This window comes from Gilliamella apicola, from assembly GCF_003202915.1.
Taxonomy (GTDB): Bacteria; Pseudomonadota; Gammaproteobacteria; order Enterobacterales; family Orbaceae; genus Gilliamella; species Gilliamella apicola_Q.
Window position 1 is genome coordinate 362,333 of sequence record NZ_QGLP01000005.1, and the last position, 20,268, is coordinate 382,600.

The 20,268-nt window shown below is 32.5% G+C and carries 22 protein-coding genes; 12 read left to right on the plus strand and 10 right to left on the minus strand.

What is annotated here, in order from left to right:
- Positions 1–164: 164 nt before the first annotated feature.
- Positions 165–1,553 carry a hypothetical protein gene (locus tag DKK79_RS07835; protein ID WP_146212005.1) on the minus strand — a complete coding sequence of 463 codons (1,389 nt, stop codon included), beginning with the start codon at positions 1,551–1,553 and terminating at the stop codon, positions 165–167.
- A gap of 1,220 nt (positions 1,554–2,773) precedes the next feature.
- Between DKK79_RS07835 and DKK79_RS07840 the strand changes: the two genes are divergently transcribed.
- Positions 2,774–3,097, plus strand: coding sequence for a YnfA family protein (locus DKK79_RS07840; RefSeq protein ID WP_110423597.1), 324 nt, complete (start codon positions 2,774–2,776; stop codon positions 3,095–3,097).
- Positions 3,098–3,124: 27 nt separating this feature from the next.
- Here DKK79_RS07840 and DKK79_RS07845 read toward each other — a convergent pair whose 3' ends face one another.
- The 3 genes from DKK79_RS07845 to DKK79_RS07855 all read right to left on the minus strand — a co-directional run bounded on the left by DKK79_RS07845 (position 3,125) and on the right by DKK79_RS07855 (position 6,174).
- Complete coding sequence (locus DKK79_RS07845; RefSeq protein ID WP_181415267.1) at positions 3,125–3,517, minus strand: hypothetical protein; 393 nt, start codon at positions 3,515–3,517, stop codon at positions 3,125–3,127.
- A 703-nt stretch (positions 3,518–4,220) separates the two neighbouring features.
- Positions 4,221–4,676, minus strand: a complete 456-nt coding sequence (locus DKK79_RS07850; RefSeq protein ID WP_034882583.1) for a DNA polymerase III subunit chi — start codon at positions 4,674–4,676, stop codon at positions 4,221–4,223.
- A 13-nt stretch (positions 4,677–4,689) separates the two neighbouring features.
- Positions 4,690–6,174, minus strand: a complete 1,485-nt coding sequence (locus DKK79_RS07855) for a leucyl aminopeptidase (protein WP_110424057.1) — start codon at positions 6,172–6,174, stop codon at positions 4,690–4,692.
- Positions 6,175–6,312: 138 nt separating this feature from the next.
- On the opposite strand from DKK79_RS07855, the gene lptF reads away from it, so the two are divergent.
- Positions 6,313–7,416: an LPS export ABC transporter permease LptF gene (gene lptF, locus DKK79_RS07860; protein ID WP_110423598.1), complete on the plus strand. Its 1,104-nt coding sequence runs from the start codon at positions 6,313–6,315 to the stop codon at positions 7,414–7,416.
- 10 nt (positions 7,417–7,426) lie between these two features.
- Positions 7,427–8,491 carry an LPS export ABC transporter permease LptG gene (lptG, locus tag DKK79_RS07865; RefSeq protein WP_034882585.1) on the plus strand — a complete coding sequence of 355 codons (1,065 nt, stop codon included), beginning with the start codon at positions 7,427–7,429 and terminating at the stop codon, positions 8,489–8,491.
- 218 nt (positions 8,492–8,709) lie between these two features.
- On the opposite strand, the gene msrB is transcribed toward lptG, so the two are convergent.
- The 3 genes from msrB to msrA all read right to left on the minus strand — a co-directional run bounded on the left by msrB (position 8,710) and on the right by msrA (position 10,292).
- On the minus strand, positions 8,710–9,147 hold the full coding sequence (gene msrB / locus DKK79_RS07870; RefSeq protein ID WP_034882586.1) for a peptide-methionine (R)-S-oxide reductase MsrB: 438 nt from the start codon (positions 9,145–9,147) through the stop codon (positions 8,710–8,712).
- Positions 9,148–9,209: 62 nt separating this feature from the next.
- Positions 9,210–9,740 carry a cytochrome b gene (locus DKK79_RS07875; RefSeq protein WP_110423599.1) on the minus strand — a complete coding sequence of 177 codons (531 nt, stop codon included), beginning with the start codon at positions 9,738–9,740 and terminating at the stop codon, positions 9,210–9,212.
- 3 nt (positions 9,741–9,743) lie between these two features.
- Complete coding sequence (gene msrA / locus DKK79_RS07880) at positions 9,744–10,292, minus strand: peptide-methionine (S)-S-oxide reductase MsrA (protein WP_034882588.1); 549 nt, start codon at positions 10,290–10,292, stop codon at positions 9,744–9,746.
- Between the two features lie 151 nt (positions 10,293–10,443).
- Here msrA and DKK79_RS07885 point away from each other — a divergent pair, with 151 nt between their 5' ends.
- On the plus strand, positions 10,444–10,716 hold the full coding sequence (locus tag DKK79_RS07885; RefSeq protein ID WP_110423600.1) for a DksA/TraR family C4-type zinc finger protein: 273 nt from the start codon (positions 10,444–10,446) through the stop codon (positions 10,714–10,716).
- Between the two features lie 66 nt (positions 10,717–10,782).
- On the opposite strand, the gene DKK79_RS07890 is transcribed toward DKK79_RS07885, so the two are convergent.
- The gene (locus DKK79_RS07890; protein WP_110423601.1) at positions 10,783–11,445 is read right to left on the minus strand and encodes a DUF421 domain-containing protein; all 663 of its coding nucleotides are present in this window, start codon (positions 11,443–11,445) and stop codon (positions 10,783–10,785) included.
- Between the two features lie 143 nt (positions 11,446–11,588).
- Here DKK79_RS07890 and DKK79_RS07895 point away from each other — a divergent pair, with 143 nt between their 5' ends.
- Positions 11,589–12,146, plus strand: a complete 558-nt coding sequence (locus DKK79_RS07895) for an endonuclease V (RefSeq protein ID WP_110423602.1) — start codon at positions 11,589–11,591, stop codon at positions 12,144–12,146.
- Between the two features lie 28 nt (positions 12,147–12,174).
- Here the strand turns inward: DKK79_RS07895 and DKK79_RS07900 are convergent, their stop codons facing one another.
- Positions 12,175–12,708 carry an HPP family protein gene (locus DKK79_RS07900; RefSeq protein ID WP_065613099.1) on the minus strand — a complete coding sequence of 178 codons (534 nt, stop codon included), beginning with the start codon at positions 12,706–12,708 and terminating at the stop codon, positions 12,175–12,177.
- 419 nt (positions 12,709–13,127) lie between these two features.
- Between DKK79_RS07900 and DKK79_RS07905 the strand changes: the two genes are divergently transcribed.
- The 4 genes from DKK79_RS07905 to DKK79_RS07920 all read left to right on the plus strand — a co-directional run bounded on the left by DKK79_RS07905 (position 13,128) and on the right by DKK79_RS07920 (position 17,882).
- Positions 13,128–13,823: a DNA alkylation repair protein gene (locus DKK79_RS07905; protein ID WP_110423603.1), complete on the plus strand. Its 696-nt coding sequence runs from the start codon at positions 13,128–13,130 to the stop codon at positions 13,821–13,823.
- The gene (locus DKK79_RS07910; RefSeq protein ID WP_110423604.1) at positions 13,820–14,752 is read left to right on the plus strand and encodes a DUF1848 domain-containing protein; all 933 of its coding nucleotides are present in this window, start codon (positions 13,820–13,822) and stop codon (positions 14,750–14,752) included. The genes DKK79_RS07905 and DKK79_RS07910 overlap by 4 nt, the downstream gene beginning before the upstream one ends.
- 336 nt (positions 14,753–15,088) lie before the next feature.
- Positions 15,089–15,931, plus strand: coding sequence for a methylated-DNA--[protein]-cysteine S-methyltransferase (locus DKK79_RS14775; protein ID WP_181415304.1), 843 nt, complete (start codon positions 15,089–15,091; stop codon positions 15,929–15,931).
- Between the two features lie 739 nt (positions 15,932–16,670).
- Positions 16,671–17,882 carry an MFS transporter gene (locus DKK79_RS07920; protein ID WP_110423606.1) on the plus strand — a complete coding sequence of 404 codons (1,212 nt, stop codon included), beginning with the start codon at positions 16,671–16,673 and terminating at the stop codon, positions 17,880–17,882.
- 349 nt (positions 17,883–18,231) lie between these two features.
- On the opposite strand, the gene DKK79_RS07925 is transcribed toward DKK79_RS07920, so the two are convergent.
- Positions 18,232–18,468 (minus strand): hypothetical protein, encoded by a 237-nt coding sequence (locus DKK79_RS07925; RefSeq protein ID WP_110423607.1) that lies wholly within the window; start codon positions 18,466–18,468, stop codon positions 18,232–18,234.
- 247 nt (positions 18,469–18,715) lie between these two features.
- Between DKK79_RS07925 and DKK79_RS07930 the strand changes: the two genes are divergently transcribed.
- The 3 genes from DKK79_RS07930 to DKK79_RS14930 all read left to right on the plus strand — a co-directional run bounded on the left by DKK79_RS07930 (position 18,716) and on the right by DKK79_RS14930 (position 20,207).
- On the plus strand, positions 18,716–19,273 hold the full coding sequence (locus tag DKK79_RS07930; protein WP_181415269.1) for a TetR/AcrR family transcriptional regulator: 558 nt from the start codon (positions 18,716–18,718) through the stop codon (positions 19,271–19,273).
- Positions 19,274–19,415: 142 nt separating this feature from the next.
- Positions 19,416–19,775, plus strand: a complete 360-nt coding sequence (locus DKK79_RS07935) for an MmcQ/YjbR family DNA-binding protein (protein WP_086289960.1) — start codon at positions 19,416–19,418, stop codon at positions 19,773–19,775.
- Positions 19,776–19,871: 96 nt separating this feature from the next.
- On the plus strand, positions 19,872–20,207 hold the full coding sequence (locus tag DKK79_RS14930; protein WP_110423609.1) for a nuclear transport factor 2 family protein: 336 nt from the start codon (positions 19,872–19,874) through the stop codon (positions 20,205–20,207).
- The last annotated feature ends 61 nt before the right edge of the window (positions 20,208–20,268 follow it).

Consider the following 20,268-nt stretch of genomic DNA (forward strand, 5'->3'; position numbering starts at 1 on the left):
AAAAACCTTGTTCTACAATCTCTTTTCATTTTATAAAGCACTTAGCTATAAATTGCTAATTTTAATAACTATAAATAACATGTTGTTAAACTGTTTTTTAAGCAGTAATTAATTCAATTGTTTTGGTTTTATATTTCCTAATATATTTCCTTGTAATAAAAAAACTAAGGGGCAACGCAAATTGTGTGGCTATAAGTGTCACTGCTATCATTCGGGTTAAATTTGAAGATACCACCACCAGTTGCATATACGCCAAACTGTTCGCCATTCCCATTCGAGTCTGATGTCCAATAATGATTTATGCCGAATTTAGCATTGCTATAAGTAGGCATATTTCCCCATTCTGAGAATAAACCAGCATTAATTTGACGCTTATAATAATTACCATCTGATGCAGGTAAAGCACCGGATGAACCTTCACAATGATCCCCTGCCCATAGCCCCAAACAAACAGCATTAGTCAAATCTTTTACTTTGGGCATATTGTAGCCAATCGCTGAACACCATCTTGATGAATTGGAATATGAATAGTCTTTGGTACTTCGGTTAACAAACCATTGTTTTAAGACAAATCCATATTTGACAACAATATTATTTTGATAATCCCTACCTAATAATTCAAATACTTGTGGTAAATCTGGCTTAAATATAGGCGCTGGCGAGTCCAAATCCCATTGAGTAAGATTAGCAGAGGGGCCTGATAATGTTACTTTAACACTTGAACCAGTAGCATTATTGAAAGACACAGTAGCTATAATGTTACTTTTATTAACCGGTGTCCATCTCAAAATTTGACCATTAACTATCTCTAAATCAAATGCCAGCTTATCAGCCCCTGTAGTAGGAAAATTTAAATGGTAAGATGATGGGTCATTAGATTGCGGAATAAACCCCTTTTTATCCTTCCAAATATTAGCTGGACCACTAAAATTGATTCCTTCAACTATTCCACTATTTTCTAAAGAAGGCATTACAAAGCAAACCTCAGGAATTATTTTAGGATTAATATAGTAAGTCACATTACTAGCATTAAAGTTGTTATTATTAGGAACACCATACTGAGTACTTAACGTTCCATCTGTACTTGTTAAGGTTATTTTATAAGGTGCATTACAGTTTGATAATACATCACGACGTGCAACAGCTTGATTATATTTATCTACTATGGATAAACTTAAGCTACCGCTAACTGAAATTCCATTTATACCTTGACCATCTCCATCATCATCTCCCCAATAATTATAAGGTGAGCCGATAATCGTATTTAGTGAAATAGAATCATTATCAGTTGGTATTAACATATCTATATCAGCAAAACTTTCACCAACATTTGGCAACTCAATTGGTAGGGTTGATGAATTATTTGTTGTCGGAGTAAATTTAACACCATTTGATAAAGCTATCCAAAGAAGGCTATTGATATCAGTAGCACGAGTGCGACCACCGTCAAAGGTTAAATAGGGCGAATGACCATGAATAAAATTCGATGTGATAGATGTTAATGCTTGACCATGATAAGGGATTAATAATAATAGAACAAATAATATCTTCAAAAAAAAATATTTGTATATAAAACTACAAAATAATTTATAGAAAACGCTTAGAAGCTTATGGAAAAATAAACTGAATGTAAAAACTAAATCTTGATTGTTGAAACTTACTAAATTAATATTGTGATATGAACAATTGTTATGGTTAAAATTATAATTCACTCTTATAAACCTGCCAATTAATGTTAAGTTTTTATTTAAATCTCACTCAAATTGAACACTTTTTGATCACCCTCATAGTATAGTCACAAAAATCAGCTCAGCAACTCATTTTAAAGTTTCAATTGTTAAGTATTGTAAAGATATTAATAGGTTATAAATTAAAATTGCGATTTTAATGCTAATAATGTGCAGGTTTTAAGCTCTGATTGCTTGTTATAAATTGACTTACTTTTAATACAATAAATTTTGGCTTTAAAACTTCAGCACAAAATTTTTTAAGGTAATTGATTTTAAGATTGGGTTGTAATTGAAAAGTGTATATTTGTTAAGTTATAAAAGTATTTATTATTTGGTAGTTAATTTTAAACCACAATATATACGTTTTAAAATAAGAAAAATAGCTATTCCTCAGGATAGAGGTTAAATGCAATTTTTAGTATTTTTTTATTTTTAGTCTTCTAATTGATTCTTCTAATTCAAGTATACAACTAGATTTTTTCTCATCTTCAGTGGTTTTACACCAATAATCCAAAAATGATGCTTAGCTTCTTTGGGAATAAAGATTAATTTTATATGGTTCCATTTTCATTAAACCGATTCAACATAACTTTTATTAAACCAAATTTAACTCTACTAATTCTACTAACCGAAACGCAAAAATGAATGGTTTATTTGGTAGAATATTAAGTTGGTTGATTGAGTAAATAGATTCATCATAAACAACTTTTCCCGATATATGAGAAAACTTATCAGCTAAAAGCCCATCGCAAAATCAATAATAGCTTCAATCGCCAGATTCATCTTTTTTAACGATTATAAATCTTTTATCCATTAGCTTAAAATTTCTTAGCGATATATGTTTCTACTCGAGTTACAATCACTTTTGATGATGCTTTTTTTCTAATTATAATCTATAACTTTTATTATCATTTTTATGAATTGATAATACAAATTATAACTTTATCATCGAAAAATTATTGCAAATTAATAATCTTGATAGTAAGACGTTTGACATCAATGGTTATGATAAGATAATGTCATTAGTAATTTAGGGATACTTTATGATAAAAATTATTGGACTATTTGTGTTAACCGCATTAACCAAAATCTTTGGTTGTTATTGTGTTTATGTTTGGTTTAAAAAAGCAGCATCCAACTGTTTTTTAGCGTTAGCTGCATTATGTTTAATGTTATTTGCTTGGTTACTGTCCATACCCCCTGAAGCTAGCGGTCGGATTTATGCTACTTATGGTGGAATCTATATTGTTGTTTCAATAGGTTGGCTTAAATTTGTAGATAATATTAAGCTGTCTACTTTTGATTTAATTGGCGCAGGGATTATCTTACTTGGCACATTGGTGATAGTTTTAGGCTGGCGTTCGTAAACTAACCACTGAAGCAGTTGATATGTGTTAATGTACTCGTTTACATGTCGCTTCTATATTGAATTCCATAATCGATTTTTGAATATCACAACGTTCATATTTGGTAAATGAGCTCTCTTTTAATTCATCTTCTGAAATAAATTTATACTCCATTTCAGTTATGATATTGTTGATTTGATATTTCGATTTACATTCAAGGGCACCTTTAAATTTTGTGTAATTATTATCAGGTGAAATCGGCACAATAAGCTGATAATATTTAGATTGCACCAAAAGTCTTTCTTCCTCTTTCCCGATAAGTACAACATAATCAGCATTATTTAACGTATAAGGTAGCATTGTTCTCAACTTTGAACCGTCAAAATCGTATTTTGTGCCGCGACTATTATCAACTTCACAACGCCAAGTTCCTACCAACATTTCTGCAGTAATCTTCTGTCGCTCTTGGCAACCGATTAAAGCTAAAAAAGATATGAGGAGCACCAATAATTTTTTTAACATTTTATTTTTGGCTTAAGATTAATAATTGGTTATTATAACAAAAGTTCTAATAAATTTTTTATAAATTTATTGAGTTATGTATTAGCATGGTATGATTCTTAAGACATCAAAAACTGCATCATAACAAGCTAATCGCTGATCTTTATCAGAAATAGATTTACATGAATCAACTTTTCACTGTATTGAATTTTCGGCAAAAGCAAAAGTTGTAAATATGACGGGGAGTAATAAAACAAAAAATATTCTTTTCATACCATTTTTCTTAATTTATTAAATTATTTTTGATAATGGTATGTTATTTATAAGATTTGGGTAATAAAACGCTCCTCCCTCAAATTTTAGGGTTCTATGAGTTTCGGACATTTTATTATTAGGTGACTAATTCAATAATGTAATTACGCCCGAGTAAAGAGAGTTTACGCGAACTCTTTTTATAAATTGTAAATATATTTTTATGTTATCGATTTTTATGATTTTTTTATCCCTAAAAAAGAATTGTGATGCTTTAATAGGTAATTTTAAGAATAGGCGCTGTATTTATTCCAAATCTACTTTAAAAACTAACTTTATCATATTTCTATAAACTAGTTAGGCTGAAGTCATTTTTTAATGCTTTTGTTCATCAACACGTAATTGGAATAGTTTTAAGATTAAAACCTGCTTCTTTATAAGCTTTATATCTTTCTCTGGCTAACGATTTTTGTTGATCATCGACAGGAACAAAGTCGATGATGTCGCGGTATACGCCAGCAAATTCAGGGTATTGTTCTTGTAGATTGATAAGTAGATGGCGTGAGCCATTACTGCTACGTTTTTGTGGCCAACAGATTTCCACAGGTGATCCGCCTTTTGGACCTTCCCCAGCTAGATTATGTGGGACAAAATTGTTGGTGTCTAGCTGCCATAAATATTCGTCGATTCTTTCGGCTTGTGCTTGATCTTGACAAGCAACTAGCACACGCTGTTTATTTTGCCACGCTTCGACAATTTTTTCGCAGGCAAGCTTTTCTTGGAATAGTACCCCAGCGTCATTAGCTGGGGTTGGGTTTTCTAGTAAATAGAAAATCACTTTTTTCATGATGTTTATCTACTTATTTTTGATCAAGTAAGTATTGAATTAACATCGCAACCGGTCGGCCAGTTGCGCCTTTGTTGGCTCCTGATTTCCAAGCTGTACCGGCAATATCAAGATGAGCCCATTGATATTTTTCCGTGAAGCGAGATAGGAAACAAGCAGCAGTAATGGTTCCACCGTCTCGACCGCCCGCATTAACGATGTCAGCACAGGTTGATTTAATTTGTTCTTGGAAGTCGCTATCAATAGGTAATGACCATGCTTTGTCGCCCGCTTTGTTGGACGAGTTTACCAATTGCTCAATGAGTTGTAGGTTGTTGCCCATCACGCCAGTATAATGATGACCAAGTGCAATAATACAAGCCCCAGTAAGAGTGGCTATGTCGATCACCGTTTTTGGTTGGAAACGTTCAACATAAGTTAATACATCACATAATACTAAACGCCCTTCTGCATCGGTGTTGATGATTTCCACAGTGGTGCCGGACATAGTTGTTAGGATATCGCCAGGGCGATAAGAATTACCATCGGGCATATTTTCACAACCTGCCATTACACCAACCACATTGATAGATAGTTTTAATTCAGCGACAGCTTGCATGACACCAAAGACAGTGGCTGCACCGCACATGTCATACTTCATTTCGTCCATACCAGCAGAAGGCTTAATAGATATACCGCCTGAATCGAAGGTTAACCCTTTACCAACTAATACATAAGGCTTGGCTTTTTTGTCTTTCGCACCATGGTATTCAATGACGGTCATAATTGATTCGTTCGCCGATCCTCTTCCAACTGCTAAGTAAGCATTCATGTTAAGTTCGGCTAGTTCTTTCTCACCTAAGCAGGTAACTTTTAAGTTGGTGTATTGTTTGCCTAAACTTTCGCCCTCCTCTGCTAAATATTTGGCATTACAGACGTTAGATGGCATGTTGGCAATGTTTTTGGTACTTGTAATAGCATCGGCAATAATTTGCCCTTGGGATAATTGACTTTCAACATGGTTGATGGTTTGTTTATCGCTATAAAGCAAAGTTATTTTTTGTAAGTTTGGTTGTTTTGATTTTGTTGATTTGAATTGATCAAAACTGTAGGTTAATTCGCTGGTAATTTGTGGTAACTGCTTAGCGATTTCACCACTTAATGCTGAATTGAGAGTTAGAATATCCCAACAAATGTTTTTAACTTTTTTGGTAGTTAGCTCTTTTATAGCAGCTTGAATCACTTTTTTGGCTGCATTGATATCAAAATTTTTGCCTTGGCCACATCCAACTACTAATATTTTTTGTTTATTTGAATTTGGGGTAACGTATAAAAAAGTCGTTTTACCCAATTCACCGCTAATGTCACCTGAATTAATCAATTGGCTTATCATGCCATTAGTTGATTGATCTATCTCTTTGATTAAGTTAGATTGTGTTTTACCTGTTTGGACGGTAACGACTAAACATTCTTCTTTTTGTTTAATGATAGATGTACTGTTTTTGATTGTGTATTGCATAGCGTTCTCTTGTAAGATTTTTATGGTCAATAGTAACATTTTATCGGTTCATTGAACGATAGCAACAAAAAGATAACTAAACAACGCAAATCTGATTATAATAGTCTGATTTTATAAGACGGATAGATAGGTAAAAGAGTGATAATTCGCCGATATTTAATTAAAGAGACGATGAAGACGCAAGGCGCAATACTGTTTATTTTATTGCTGATTTTCTTTTCTCAAAAATTAATCAAAATTTTATCCAGTGCAATTGATGGCAGTATTCCTCGTGATTTGATTATGCCGCTTTTAGTGTTGGGCGTATCAAGTATGGCTGATCTTATTTTGCCATTAAGTCTGTTCTTAGGGGTATTGGTGACATTTGGACGACTCTATTCTGACAGTGAGATGGTGGCAATGCATGCTTGTGGAATTAAAAGGAGACTTAATTATCAGGTAGTTCTATTTCTCTGTGTAATTACCTGTATATTAACTACGATCAATAGCCTTTGGTTTGGTCCTTGGTCAAGTATAAAACAAGATCAATTAGTCGAAAATGCCAAGATCAATCCAAGTTTGGCCGGTCTGTTAGCAGGTCAATTTCAACAAACCCCTGATGGCAATTCGGTGATTTATATTGGTAATGTTGATCGTAATAAGATGGATAATGTATTTATTGCCCAGATCAATCCGAAAAACAGTCAACGTCCCTCTATCATTATTGCCAATAGAGGGAAAACCGAAGAAGATAAAAAAGGTAACCAATTCATTACTCTTGAGGATGCAAATCGCTATGAAGGAACAGCGCAGCTAAAAGAATTCCGAATTTCTAATTTTCATAATTATTTAGCTATTATTAAACCTAAGGAGTTAGATACCAATGTTGATGAAGATAAAATGGATGTTCAGCAATTAGGATTACTGGAACTTCACGAAAATCCAACAGCTAAGGCTAAAGCTGAATTTTTTTGGCGATTAACGTTAATTATTTCAGTTCCTTTGATGGCTTTTTTGGTTATTCCATTGAGTGTTTCAAACCCAAGACAAGGACGACTTGCACAAATTTTACCAGCATTATTGCTTTACTTGGTCTATTTTTTACTTTCTAGCTCAGTTAAAGCCAATGCAGGTAAAGAACGATTGGATCCAGCTTTGTGGTTTTGTATGATTAATTCAGGTTATTTTTTACTGGCTTTGATTTTGAATTGTTGGGATAACTTATTTATGCGTAAACTTCGTTTAAAATTTACTGCGTTTTAAGGGGAGAACGATGTTTTCGATTTTAGATCGCTATATTGGTAAAACTATTTTAAATACCATTGGGATTTGCTTATTTTTATTAATTAGTTTATCAGGAATTATCCGTTTTATCGATCAGCTTAGAAGAATCAAATTTGATTATGATGCTTTGTCTGTTGGTTTTTATTCTTTATTAATGGTTCCTAAAGATTTAGAGATATTTTTCCCTATGGCAGCACTTTTAGGTGGCTTAATCGGCTTGGGAATTTTAGCTTCACGTAGCGAGCTTATTGTAATGGAAACTTCAGGCTTTAGCCGTTTTAAAATTGCTTTAGCTGTCATGAAAACCGCTTTACCCTTGGTACTAATCACAATGGCAATAGGTGAGTGGGTTGCCCCGATCAGTGAACAAACCGCACGAAATATGCGGTCAGAAAAACTTTATGGTAACTCATTATTATCTGAGCGTGGTAGTTTGTGGGCAAAAGATAATAATGATTATATTTTTATTGGTCATGTCAATAGCGATAACTCAATTTCCAATATTGATATTTATAGTGTCGATAATAATAAGTTGTTATCAATTACCCATGCTGATAGCGGCACGTTTGAAAATGGAGAGTGGACGTTATCACAAATTGAGATGAATGATCTTACTAATCCACAGCAAGTAACAGGTACTAATCTGCTCAACATGCAGTGGAAGACGAATATCACTCCTGATAAGTTGAGCATAGTGGCTTTTGATCCTGAATCTTTGTCAGCTTCTGGACTTTATCAATATTCACAATATTTGAAAATGTCAGGTCAAGACACTAAATATTATGATTTGCTGTTTTGGAAGAAATTGATTAAACCAGTTTCAGTTGCTGTTATGTTATTGCTAGCTTTATCATTCATCTTCGGTCCTTTACGGAGCGTCTCCATGGGTGTTAGGGTGATTATTGGTATAAGTTTTGGTTTTATTTTTTATATCGCCGATAATCTTTTCGCACAAACCAGTATTGTGATAGGCATTTATCCTTTTGTTGGATCAATGCTAACTAGTTTAGTTTTTTTATTAATCAGTTATATTTTATTTAAACGAAAAAATTAGCTTATCAATAATTAGTTTATAAACTATAGGTATAATCACTGATTAATACAATGATGTTGGTATATAAAAATAAGATGTTATATACCAACTATATCTATATATTAAGCAAAATTGCCTCTATATATCTTGATTAAACTCAATAATAAATCTGAAAGCTCGGTGCTGCTGACTTGGATAGTTTGCATCCTTTATTTAGATAATGAATAAATAATTTCAATTTATTCAAATAATCTTAAATATTCTCCATAACCTTGAGCTTCAAGCTCTTCTTTGGGTATAAACTTTAACGCCGCTGAATTTATGCAGTAACGTAATCCTCCTAATGCCAGTGGTCCATCATTAAAAACATGGCCAAGATGTGAATCTGCCTCTAACGAGCGTACCTCAACGCGGTTCATTCCGTAACTGTTATCTTCTTTTTCTACAATCTGCTGTTGGTTAATTGGTTTGGCGAAGCTTGGCCAACCACACCCTGAATCAAACTTGTCAAGTGAGGTAAATAGTGGCTCGCCAGAAACAATATCAACGTAGATCCCCTCACGATGATTTGCGTGATATTGGTTATCGAATGGCGGTTCGGTACCATTTAGTTGTGTGACTTGATATTGCATAGGTGTTAGTGCTGAGATGGCCTTTTCTTTCAATGATTTTTTCATAGTATATCTGCCTCACGCTATGTTATAAATGCGATAACTAGTATTGAAATTTTATATTCGTATTAATCGCGGTTATTTAACATTGACTGTAATACGTTATCTTTAATCCAGAAATAGTGGTACAACGCAACTAATATGTGAAATAGCACTAAAATTACTAATAGCTCTGAACCAATTAGATGCATTGTATGAAAAAGTTGATGTAGGTTATTTGGCATATCTATAGCTGGAATCGATATAAACCCAAAAACATTAAGATCTCTCCCACTCATCAAATACCCCGATAAAGGCACAATAATCAGTAACAGATAAATAATTCCTTGAGTAGATTTTGACAATATACGTTTGAGTTTTTGCTCTTTAGGTAAAACATCTGGTACACCTTGACTACGAATTACTATTATTCGCCATACCGTTAATAACAAAACAACAACTCCTAAAGATTTATGCAATAAATAAACGATTGGCATACCGCCTAAAATATTCGACATTGTCACTTTAGCTAAAAGTAGCAAAATAGTAATCACGATTAATAAGGCTGATGACCAATGGATCCATTTTTGTTTACTGCTATACTGCGGATAACTTTGCATTGCTTACTCACTTTTTGTTGCTGGCTTATCTTGCCAATTATTGGCAATAAAATTAGCTCGTCCAGATAAGCGATAATAACGATTATAATGTTCGGGTTGTTTTTTATAGTAATCTTGGTGGTAATCTTCAGCTGGATAAAACGTTGTTGCCGGCTCTATAACGACATTAATCGGCTGAGTAAATCGTTTACTCTCTTCTAACGCTTGTTTAGATGCTATCGCCTGCTGCTGTTGGAATTTATTATGATAAAAAATTGCCGGACGATAAGACTCGCCACGATCGGCAAATTGTCCTTGTGAATCAGTCGGATCAATCTGTTGCCAAAAAATGTCGAGTAATTTTTTATAACTGATCAGCGTTGGATCAAAGGTAATTTGCACCGCTTCAGTATGGCCTGTGTGGCCTTGGCAAACTTGTTGATAGGTTGGATTTACCGTATGGCCACCTGTATAACCAGAGATCACACTAATGACACCTTCATATTTATCGAAAGGTTTTACCATACACCAAAAACATCCTCCTGCAAATGTTGCTTGTTCATAATGTTGCATAAAAACCCCCAATTAATTGATATTAATAGAAACGATCTTTATTTAAAATTACAACACTTACTTACCCTCAAAACAATATATTTATATTACTTGAAACTGGTCAAATAAGCACCATATTATTCATCTAATATAATTTTTAGGAGGTGTAAATATGGCTAGTGGTTGGGCATCTGATGATGCAGTTAACCAACAAATTGAAAGCACAATCACTGATGCTATCGAAATTGCCAGACGCCAACTAAAACACGATAAGCCAAGTGCCGAGTTTTGTGTTGAATGTGGCGATGCTATTGCAAAAGCAAGACAACTTGCTCTACCCGGCGTGCAATACTGTTTGGCGTGTCAGCAAGAGGTGGATAAGCAATTGACAAAATCCGCCATGTTATACAATCGTCGTGGCAGTAAAGATAGTCAACTTCGGTAATAAGTTTCCAATAAGAGGGGGGCCGAGTTTCTCCCCGCCCCCCCTTTTATTTTGCATTTTTAGTCATTATTTTTTACTCTCGGATTTTGACTTACGAACGTCATCATAAGGGTAAACCAATAATTTATCGTCAAACCATTCTGCACAAAAGATTTCTTTAATATCTTTATATCCTTGCTTTTTAATTTCATGCTTAAGCCAAGTTTCACTTTTATGTAATTGTTCAAGATTGTCTTGGCTAATAGCTCCATTTTCAATCACTAATACCGCGATATCTTTGTCACCTTTTTTGATAATGGTTAATGATCCATTTAATTCGTACCAAACTTGTTTTAATTCATTAAAAGCGCAAATTCCTTGAATATTAATTAACGTTTCGAAATCTCTAACCGGTAGATTGGCTTTAATAAAATTTTCAGAGAGTAGATGACCATTTTTAACTAATTGTATCGGCTCACCGTCGATAGCGTCGCGTAATTTTGAGTTTTTAGATTTGATGAATCGAACTAAAATAAGCAGTCCTGCCCAAATTGCCACAGCGCCAGCTGATTCCCACGCTGAAACATTAGCATTAAGTAACGTTCCTCCTACCAACGCACCAATAACCATGCTACCGACTTGATCTAATTGCGACATCGGCGCTATTTGGCTTTTACCAGATAATTTAACATAAATAAGTAAAATAATAAGTGCAACTAAAAATTTTGGTGCCATTTCGAGTAAATACATTCCTACCTCCAAGTGTCGATCCAATCTAAAAGGCCCATGTTTCTGGCGTAATTGGATAAATAATAGTTAACAAGATGTGTCAGGAACTAAATTTTTATTTATTTGAAATTAACGACTAATTGTTTTTTAATAGAGAGAGATATATGAGAGCAGTGCTATTCTACTCCAAAAAGGAATTTAAAAAAATGATACTTGCAATAGATGTTTACTATTTGGATGATAAAGCGAAAACCGTTGGTATTTTGTTTGAGCAATTTACTGATAGTATCAAGGAGATAAAATCCGTTGTCACTGATTACCAATCGAATGTTGCCCCATATCAATCAGGTCAATTTTATCAACGTGAATTACCTTGCATATTAGCGTTATTGTCTCAGGTCGATCTCAATACAATTGATGCGATTATTGTTGACGGTTATGTTCATTTAAATGACGGTAAGCTTGGTTTAGGTGGTCATCTATATCAAGCCCTTGATAAAAAGATACCTGTTATTGGTGTTGCTAAAAAGTCCTTTGCTGATAATAGTCAATATGTGATAGAAGTGACACGCGGCCAAAGTAATAAGCCGTTATATGTCACGTCATTAGGAACAGCATTAACCAAAGCAGCACAAGACATTAAATCGATGGCAGGCAAACATCGCATGCCAGATTTACTTAGCTACTTAGATCAACAAACTAAGTTGTTTAAATTTGAGTAGCCTTCTCTTCACTAACAATAGATTAAGACTATTTTTTACTACTGAACAATGCCAACCAATAAATTGGCCAATGAGTTTTATTGAAAAGATTATTAATTATATAAGCAATAGCAACTAATATCACTGCGCCGAACAATACCGGAAATAAAAGAAAATTAAAATCATAATCGATCTTGTCCGCAGTCAATAAAATAACCAATGGATTAGCACCGGCTGGTGGATGCACTGCTCGAAAATATTGCATTGCGACAATTGCAATGGCTACAGCTGATGCAGTAACAATCATATCGTTACCGAATAGTTTAAGAAAAACTAGTCCAACAAACGCCGATATCAAATGGCCAAAGATAACATTTCTTGGTTGCGCTAATGGTGATTGAGATACTGCAAACAAAATTACACAACTAGCCCCAAATGGCGCCATGATATAAGTGTAACCAGTTAAATGGCTTAAGGCGATAAGACACAATATAGAAACAAAACCACCAATTAAGCTTTGCAATAATTCACTATTTTTGGGCTTTGGCGGCAACTTTTCCTTGCTGAAAAAAAATGATTTCATTATTCTTTATCCTATTCGATGAGTAAAAGTATGAGTAAAAAAATAAAAATGAACAATTCTGTTCATTTTTATATTAGTACAAATCTGTTCACTTATCAAACCATTTGAATCAAAAAAATAAAAAACATTCAAATTAATCGCTGATATAGCCAAGTAACTCTTTTATCAAAAAGGACTCGGAAATGTCGTGAAGATGAAATTAGAGAACAATCGGGGCACTAAAACAATGTTATGAAAATATTACAGTAATACAAATAATCTAATTTTTGAAATTTTTAAAGTAACTCTTAATAAGAAAAATTAAATCTGATAGCTAGATTTTTGCCAAACTCGAACCTTTATTTTTCAACATATAGAATGTAATTATCAAATAGCAAGATTCAGATTGTAATAGATAATAAAGTTTGTAAAATCATATCATGAGAGAAAAAATTCGCAAAGAACTTGAAAAAATAGCCGAAGAAAATTATCGGATCTTTGCTGCAAAGCTTATTCCCAACATTGATAATTTATTAGGTGTGAGATTACCTAAACTGCGTAAGATAGCAAAAAAAATAGTACAGATTGATTATGAATACTACCTTGCAATGGATAATCCCTTATACTTCGAGGAAGTGATGTTACAAGGTATGATTATAGGTGAAATTAAATTGCCATGGACTGAGCGTTCACGTTATGTGAAACAATTTATCTCTAAAATTAATAACTGGTCAGTCTGTGATAGTTTTTGTTGTGGTTTAAAGTTTGAGGTTTCAGAAAAAGAGCTTGTATGGCAATTTCTACAGCCCTATTTTGCATCGGATAAACCATATGATATTCGCTTTGCTGTGGTCATGTTGCTTTTTTATTTTGTTGATGATGAGTATGCGCAGAAAGCATTCACTTTGTTTGATCAAATAAAAAACGATGATTACTATGTTAAGATGGCTGTTGCATGGGCAATTTCTATTTACTTTCGTGAGTTGCCTACGTTAACAATGTCATACTTGCAGAAAAATCAGCTAGATGATTGGATTTATAATAAAGCATTACAAAAAATAACCGAATCATTGAAAGTGGATTCTAGTACAAAAATCATCATTCGATCTATGAAACGTAAAATAAATAAATTATGATTATCAGTGCCAGCCGTAGAACAGATATTCCAGCTTTTTACTCTTCATGGTTTTTTAACCGACTGAAAGATGGGTTTGTTCTGGTTTCTAATCCAAGGAATCCAAAGCAATTAAGTCGCATTTCTCTATCACCCGATATAGTTGATTGTATTGTATTTTGGACTAAAAACCCACTTCCCATGTTAAATAAACTGGCGAATCTTTCAGGTTATCCTTTTTATTTTCAGTTTACATTAACAGCTTATCAAACAGACATTGAAAAACATCTTCCCTCTTTGCAAAAACGAATAGCAATATTCAAGCAATTAGCTGAGCAAGTTGGACAAGATCGTGTTATTTGGCGATATGATCCTATATTAATAAATACACACTATACAGTTGACTATCACATCGATTTTTTTAATCAAATTGCTTCCTCTCTTCGCGGTTACACAGATACCTGTATCATTAGTTTTATTGATGATTATCCACACATACGACAGTCTTTAATTAAAGAACGAATCATACAATTAGAGTTAGCTGACATATTAAATCTATGCAGTTCACTATCTGAAATTGCTAGATTTAATCAACTAACTTTACAAACATGTGCTGAGGAAATAGAGTTATTGAATTGCAATATTTCTCATGGAGCTTGTATCGATAAAACACGCATTGAAAAGATGACTGGTTGCTTATTGCTGGCTAAGAAAGATAAAAATCAGCGACCAACCTGTCAATGTATAGAAAGTATTGATATTGGAACATATGATACCTGCTCTTTGGGATGTGTATACTGTTATGCGACATCATCAAAGAGAAAAGTCCTAGCTAATAGACACCTACATAATAAATGTTCGCCTAAATTAATAGGTGATCTTCTTGAAACCGACATAATCAAAGATAAGCCAATGCACTCATTATTTACTTTGCAAAATGAATTATTTTAATAGCAAGATTCGGGTTTTTAATTGTTGAAATATTAAATATTATAGGTTCTATCATTAATTATAATAAAAAAAGCATGAAAAGTTATACAAAAGTGATTATTTAAAACTGGCTGATAGTGGTGCTAAAAAGTCAAATACTAATAAACAAATTCAAGTAACTTACATTGAAAAAACTTAAGAAAGTTGAATGGAGCTAGTACGAATTGAGATACTGATACACTTGTTTTTCCAAAATACAATTTGTTATTCCGAGGATTAAAACAGATTAGTCAATATTCAAATAAACAAGAACATTCCTACATTGCTTCACTGGCTAGTTGAAACGGAGTATTCATGATACAAAGACAAAAACAGATAGACTTTGCTCGAATAAGAAAAGCTATCGGATATTTGAGTGAAAACTATAAATCTCAACCGACACTTGAACAAGCAGCAGAGCATGTAAATTTAAGTTCTTATCATTTTCAACGTATGTTTTCTAACTGGGCGGGTGTTAGTCCTAAACAATTCCTAAGATACATCAATATAACTCATGCTAAAAAACTTCTAAAAGAAGATAAAGCTTCATTATTGGATACTACCTATGAGTTGGGATTATCAAGTACGAGCCGATTACACGATTTGTTTATTGATATTGAAGGTATGACTCCTGGAGAATATAAAAATGGCGGTGAAAACTTATCAATTAACTACAGTTTTGTTGAAAGTCCTTTTGGAAAAGCTATTGTTGCATCGACAATAAAGGGAATTTGTTATATCGCTTTTGTTGATAATGAAGAATCATCACTTAAATTATTGAAAAACCAATATCCTAATGCTCAGTACCAAAAACACAGAGATAAGATGCAACAAAATGCAATAATTGTATTTACACAAGATTGGTCAAGACTAGATAAAATAAAGCTACATATCAAGGGTACTGATTTTCAACTTAAGGTATGGCAGGCTTTATTAACAATCCCTATGGGCAAACTCTCAACCTATAGCAACATAGCAAACAAAATAAATAATCCAAAAGCTAGCCGTGCGGTTGGATCTGCTATTGGTGATAACCCAGTTGCATTTTTAATTCCTTGCCATAGGGTTATAAAATCAACAGGATTACTGGGGCAATATCATTGGGGTTGCGATCGGAAAGCCGCGATGATTGGTTGGGAAGGCGCTAAAACAGATGATTGACTACAATAAACTAGTAATAATTAAAGCGAGCTTCATAAAGAAGAAATAACTGAGGGTTTTGCAAGCACACCCTTTTAGCGTTACAATTATTTTGAGCAGTATATAAACTAGTTGTTTGGTACTAAATTATACATTTGTTTGGCGCTAATTTAGTTAGGTCATAATTATCAACAATCTCAACTCACTTCTTTCCATTTTGATTCAGTATTACTACCTACTTTAAAACTCGTTTGTAAGACTGTTTTTTTTACAAGGTTAATTAATTACCATTGTTCTCATCTTCTTTATTTTTTTCATAACAATGATCTAATAAAACCAATATTAATTAGTGCGACCTACCCAATTTTTTACATTATTGACAACAGTCATTTGAAACTTTAGCAAGATTCGGATTGTTAACAATGCTGAATAAATTTTACTATAACTTAAAAATAAACAATCAGGTAAACACAAGGAAAGGATAAATGGAAAGTGTTAAAAATAAAATTCAAAAACGTAGAAATTATAATATTTATGCAGTCATTTTTCTATTATAAAAGATAGACATGAATCTTTAATAGAAAATAAAAATGTATGGAAGCGATCATTAAGGTACCTATCCTCTCCAGACATAGATCTAATTAAAAGCTTACTTGCATATAGATGAACACGCGATTAAAAGTAATATTGGCGATCGCAAATAATACATTTTTACTAAAATTTCTTATGGTATTTTACTAATAAATAATGGGAAGAGAAGATGAACAAATTGCTAATTCATAAGATTTCTTATTCAAATTTATGCGCGCAATTCTCTGAACAAATAATAATAGCCGTGCTGCCGATTATAGCAGTGCTATCTATGAGTGCTTCAGCAGCTGAAACCGCTTTTATACAAATGATAAATACTTTGCCTTTTCTATTACTATCGATTCCGATGGGAGTAATTGCAGATAGAGTATCTAGAAAAAAATTAATGATCATAATAGAAATAGTTCGAGCAACGGCTATATTTATATTATTTTATTTGACGTTCTCAGGGAGTCTATCAATCAATAAAATTGCATTATTCGGTTTTTTTATAGCCATGGGTACTGTTATTTACAGTGTAGCAAGTCCGGCTTTAGTGGCATCTTTTGTCATAAAAGAGCAACTTATTAATGCCAATAGATCAATAGAAATTGCCAAAAGTGTGGCTTTTACAGCTGGGCCAGCTTTAGGTGGTATTCTTGCTAGTTATTTATCTGGCGGGTTAGCGTTCATCTTGGCTTTTTCGCTCTCAATAGTAAGCGCTGTTTTTCTAATATGTTTACCTAAAGAGCCACTTATAGAAAAATCTGGAAGAAATATTATTCAAGAACTTTGTGATGGTTTGATTTTTTTAATAAAAAATAAATATCTTATGCCAATAACCATAACTGCCTTTGTGTTTAATCTATCACAATACTTGCTATTATCTATTTTTGCTTATTATGTTATCAATAATCTATACTTTACTTCTTTTGAAGTTGGAGCTTCATTAAGTTTAATTGGTTTAGGAATGTTAATAGGATCATTTTTATACAAAATTATATCTAAAAAAATTAATTTTGGTTTTCAACTGTCTTTAGGGCCTATATCTGCTTTTATGGCTTCAATTTTGATATTCTTAACTCTTATTTATTCTGCCAAAATATTAGTTTTTGTCGCTTTCTTCTTTTTTGGATTTGGACCTATTATATGGACTATATCAACAGTATCATTAAGACAGCTAGTCACGCCTAGTAATATGATAGCTAAAGTATCGTCGGTGATCATGACTGTTACTTTTGGGGCTCGGCCTTTGGGGGCAGCCATAGGAGTGTACATAAGTGCAAATTTTGGTGTGAAAAGTTGTATTCTTGCAGTGTTAATCGGTTTTTTAATTCAATTAATCATAATTCTTTTTTCAAAACCAGCCAAATTAAAAAATTTATCGGATGCTGAAGAATAAAAATAATATCAGTTAAATAACAATATTATAAAGGTGAGCACTATCTAATATTTTGGCTAGGCTCACCATTCTGCCTTTAGATTTAATTATATCCTTAGGACTCAAGTCATCAATCGAAATATAAGGCTACCTATTACTTAAATTATCCCATCAACTTGATTAATATTTTTTCTCAAACTTAGCCATTAAAGTTATCGATACTTCAGTTAGAACTTCTTGCCCACTGTAACCTTATTTTAGGTATTGTTCTATTTAGTCTTGGATGAAAACTAACGTAAACTATAAAGTGAAATATGTCCTTATTAACTTAATCGATAAGTACTTTTTTGCAAGTAGTTCAGGGTGTGTTTTAATTAGGTTTATCAATATTTTCAAAGACAATAGCAGTACCTGTTGCGAGCAAAGTATCTTTAATTGTGCCAGCAACTGCTAATGTGACAATAATGGTAGTACAACCAAATAGTTTAAGAAAATTAATCCAACGAAAGCGACAATTAAATGAAAAAGATAACATTTCTGGGTGAGCTAATTGTGACAGGGATACTGCAAATAAAATTACACAATTTGCTCCAAAAGGTGGCATCATAAATGGTGTAATTTATAAAATGATTAAAACCATTAAAAAAACAGAACCAAAACTGCCAACTAAACTTTGTAATAATTCACTATTTTTTGATTTTGTTGGCAACTTTTCCTTGCTGAAAAGAATTGATTTCATTATTCTTTATTATACTAAATGAGTGAAAGTATGGGTGTAAACCTAAAAATGACCAACTATGTTCATTTTTGTATTAGTACAAATTTGTTCATATATCAAACACTTTGGATCAAAAATGAAAAAAACCTCTAAATTAATAGCTGATACCGCTGAGCAACTCTTTTATCAAAAAGGATTTGGCAATGTCGGGGTTGATGAAATTAGAGATCAATCGGGTTGTTCTAAAACAACGTTATATAAATATTTTGGTAATAAAGATAATTTAATTTTTGAAATATTGAAAATAAGGGATTTACGCTTTAGACAAAAACTTACTGAAACAATTGCTAATCTTGATCATTATGAGTCAATTATACAAATATTCAAATGGCATCTCGATTGGTTTAATCAAGTCGATTTTAATGGCTGCTTATTTGTAAGAGCAAAAGAAGAAATTCATGACGATCAGGCCGTACAACAAATGGTGATTGAACATAAAGAATTTATCCGAAAACTGATTTATAACCAGCTGCCTCAAAGCCCACAACAGACAATTTTAACCAACCAATTAATGGTGATATTAGAGGGATTAATCAATATCAGCGTTGTTTATAAAGAAAATAAATCACTTTATAATGAACTGATTAATAATAATCTTGATTTAGTTTTAAAAATATTATCACAGCAGGACTGAATTTTATTGATAAATAATCACTATTACATTTAGTTTGTTAATGCATATTTAATGCTAAAATATAAGCCATTAGTTAAACTGCTTAGTTCCATCATATAAAGTAATTATTCTAATCATCTATTTAATACTCCAAGGAGTCATTATGAAAAGGGAAACGTTATTAAACTATGCCAAAAAGCAATTTCATGCAGAACCTAATTATCTTTGGAACAATTTTCCTAGGTATGCTGTATTACGGCATCACGATGATGGAGATAAGTGGTTTGCTATTGTGATGAATGTGCCTGGTACAAAATTAGGTCTCAAAGATGATAAAGAAGTGGATATATTAAATGTCAAACTCAGACCAGAATATATTGGATCGTTAAGAAAAAAAGAAGGTATTTTGCCAGCTTATCATATGAATAAAGAACATTGGATTAGTATTGTTCTTTCTGGACCACTAACCGATAAAGAAATATTTGATTTTCTGACTGAAAGTTATAATTTAACTTCTCGTTAACAACTGCATCATTAACCTAATATAGAGATATAATACTCATTTTTATTAATAAAATGGTATGTTTTATGACGAATAAAGAACTAATTAAACAATTTTATCAGCACGTATTTATTAAACGGTGAAATTGATAAAATCCCTGAATATGTTATCGAAGATTATATCCAACACAACCCTAAAGTTGAAACAGGTCGCGAAGCTTTTATTAATTTTTTCAGAGGTTTCCTTCAATTAAAACCAAAATTTGAAATTATTAATATGTGTAGTGAAGGCGATATGGTTTATCTATTTCATAAATGCACCCTCGCTGATGGCAGTGTAAATAAAGTATGTGATATTTTCCGCGTTGAAAATCATAAAATAGTCGAACATTGGGACGTAATTGAAAGAGGTGTAGAAAAAATTCAATCTATTAATAAAAATGGAATTTTTTAATAATTTTAATTAGGTTTTATAAAGATAGTAATTTACAGTTATTAACATCAATCATATAAAT